Source organism: Corynebacterium sp. MC3, from assembly GCF_900099485.1.
GTDB classification, from domain to species: Bacteria; Actinomycetota; Actinomycetes; order Mycobacteriales; family Mycobacteriaceae; genus Corynebacterium; species Corynebacterium pseudogenitalium.
Genome location: NZ_LT622809.1, coordinates 112,103 through 114,279 on the forward strand (window position 1 = coordinate 112,103; position 2,177 = coordinate 114,279).

Genomic DNA, 2,177 nt, shown 5'->3' on the forward strand with positions numbered 1-2,177 from the left:
GGGGGCCTCGACGTTCGCGGCGGCGTGCGCCAGGGCCGCGGCGCCCTCGACCCTGGTGGATGGGCACGCGCACTCCGGCGGGCTGGACTTGCTGCTCGGTATTGAGGAAGAGATCGGCGCGCGGTGGGGCGAGATCGCGATCGGGGAGGGCGCGGTCGCCCGCGAGGACGTGCGCCGCGCGCTGCCCGTCACCCCGGACGGCGTGGCGGTGATGACGTGTAGCAGGGAGGTCTCCGGCGCTGGTTTCGGGGATGATGTGGAGGATCTTGAGGCGCTGGTGGAGGTGCTCGGCACCGGCGGGGTGACCGTGGTGGATGCCTCGTGTTCGCAGCTGCCCGCGCGCTGCGACGTAGTGGCGATCCTGGTCGCCCCGCAGGTCAGGGCGGTGTCGGCGGCGGCGCAACTGGTCGCCCAGTGCGAGCGAGCAGGACTGCGGCACGTGCTGGTGGTCAGGGACATCGGGTGGGCTGGCATCGGCGTGGACGAGATCGCCGCGATTGCGGGTTCGCGCGTGGTGGCCACCATCGGCCAGGTCCGCGGGCTGACGAAGCGCGTCGAGCAGCGCGGCCTGCCGCAGCGGTTGCCTACTGGGCTTGCGAAGGCGGCGAAGGCTGTGCTCGAGGAGGTGGCCTAGTGGATCAGGACTTGTTACTACGCGTGCAACGCCGCATGGCCGACGAGCCCGGGGAGGTCGACGCCACCCGGCTCGCGGCGCTGATTCGCGAAGAGGCCGTCGTTATCAGTGACGTGGACGTGCTGGCGGCGATGCGCCAACTTCGCGACGACACCTCCGGCGCCGGGCCCCTGGAACCGCTGCTCGCCGGCGGGGAGGTGACCGACATCTGCGTCAACGCCCCCGACCGCGTGTTCGTGGACCGCGGGCACGGCCTCGAGCGCAGCGAGATCTGCTTCGACTCCGAGGAGTCCGTGCGCCGACTGGCCACGCGCCTGGCGCTGCGCTGCGGGCGCCGCCTTGACGACGCCCAACCCTACTGCGACGGCCATTTCCGCAGGCCGGACGGCTCGATTATCCGCTTCCACGCGGTGCTGGCACCCACGGCTGTGGCGGGCACGTGCCTGTCGCTGCGCGTGCTGCGCACCACCACCGCCACCCTCGACGAGCTGGTGGCCAGCGGCACGATGGACGAGGAACGCGCCGAGATGCTGCGTGAAATCGTGCGGGTCCGGCGCGCCTTCGTCATCGTGGGCGGGACCGGTTCGGGCAAGACGACGTTGCTCTCCGCGATGCTCGCAGAGGTGGCGCCGCACGAGCGGATCCTGGCGATCGAGGACACCCTGGAGCTGACCCCGAACCACCCGCACGTGCTGAACCTGAATACGCGGGCGGTGAACACGGAGGGCGCCGGCCAGGTCACGATTGCGGACCTTGTCCGCCAGTCGCTGCGGATGCGCCCGGACCGGATCGTGGTGGGGGAGATCCGCGGGGCGGAGGTGACGGACCTCCTCGCGGCGCTGAACACCGGTCACGAGGGTGGCGCTGGCACCTTGCACGCCAACGCGATCGAGGAGGTCCCGGCCAGGTTTGAGGCGCTCGCCGCGCTCGGCGGGATGGGGCGCGACGCCCTGCACGCGCAGCTTGCGCCGGCGCTGGATACGGTGATTGTGATGCAGCGCCGCCCCGACGGCCGCCGCGTCCTGCACCAGATCGGTGCCCTGGAGGGCAACCCGGTGACCACGCGAGTGATTTGGCAGCGGCCATGACGTACCTGTTCGCATTCGCGGCCTGTGTGGCCTGGACGGGAGGGGTGCCCGCGCATCGGATTCGCCCGCGCGTGGTGTCGTGGGGGTGGGTGCCGCCGGTGGCGCTCGCGGTGGCGCTGCTGGTCATCGTGACGGATCGCGCGGCGGTGGTCATCGCTGCGGCGCTCGCCGGGGCGACGGCACTCTACGCCTACTCGCGACGCCGCGCCGGGCAGGTGCTGGTGCGGCGCCAAGAGGCGGCCTCGCAGTTCTTGGGGCACATCAGCGCCAGCTTGCAGGCCGGTTCCTCGCTTCTCGACGCCACGCTGCGCGCCACCGAGCAACTCCCCGACACCACCCCCACCGACCTGCGTGCCGACGCCTCCCTGTTCTGCCACGTGCTGCGCACCGGCGACGCCGCGGGGCTTCGCACCCCGGAGCTGTCCCGGGTGGAGGCCCTGTGGCGGGTCGGGGTG

The 2,177-nt window shown here is 72.0% G+C and carries 3 protein-coding genes; all 3 read left to right on the forward strand.

All coding sequences use genetic code 11. The annotated features are described in order from the left end of the window. Positions 1-55: 55 nt before the first annotated feature. Entirely contained in the window at positions 56-634 is a 579-nt protein-coding gene (locus BQ4436_RS00755; protein ID WP_070975170.1) for a CpaE-like family protein, read from the forward strand. A 35-nt stretch (positions 635-669) separates the two neighbouring features. Beyond that, positions 670-1,722: a TadA family conjugal transfer-associated ATPase gene (locus tag BQ4436_RS00760; protein WP_070975171.1), complete on the forward strand. Its 1,053-nt coding sequence runs from the start codon at positions 670-672 to the stop codon at positions 1,720-1,722. Next, a partial coding sequence (locus tag BQ4436_RS12095; RefSeq protein WP_369822017.1) for a hypothetical protein occupies positions 1,719-2,177 on the forward strand: 459 nt, incomplete at its 3' end. The genes BQ4436_RS00760 and BQ4436_RS12095, both read left to right, overlap by 4 nt.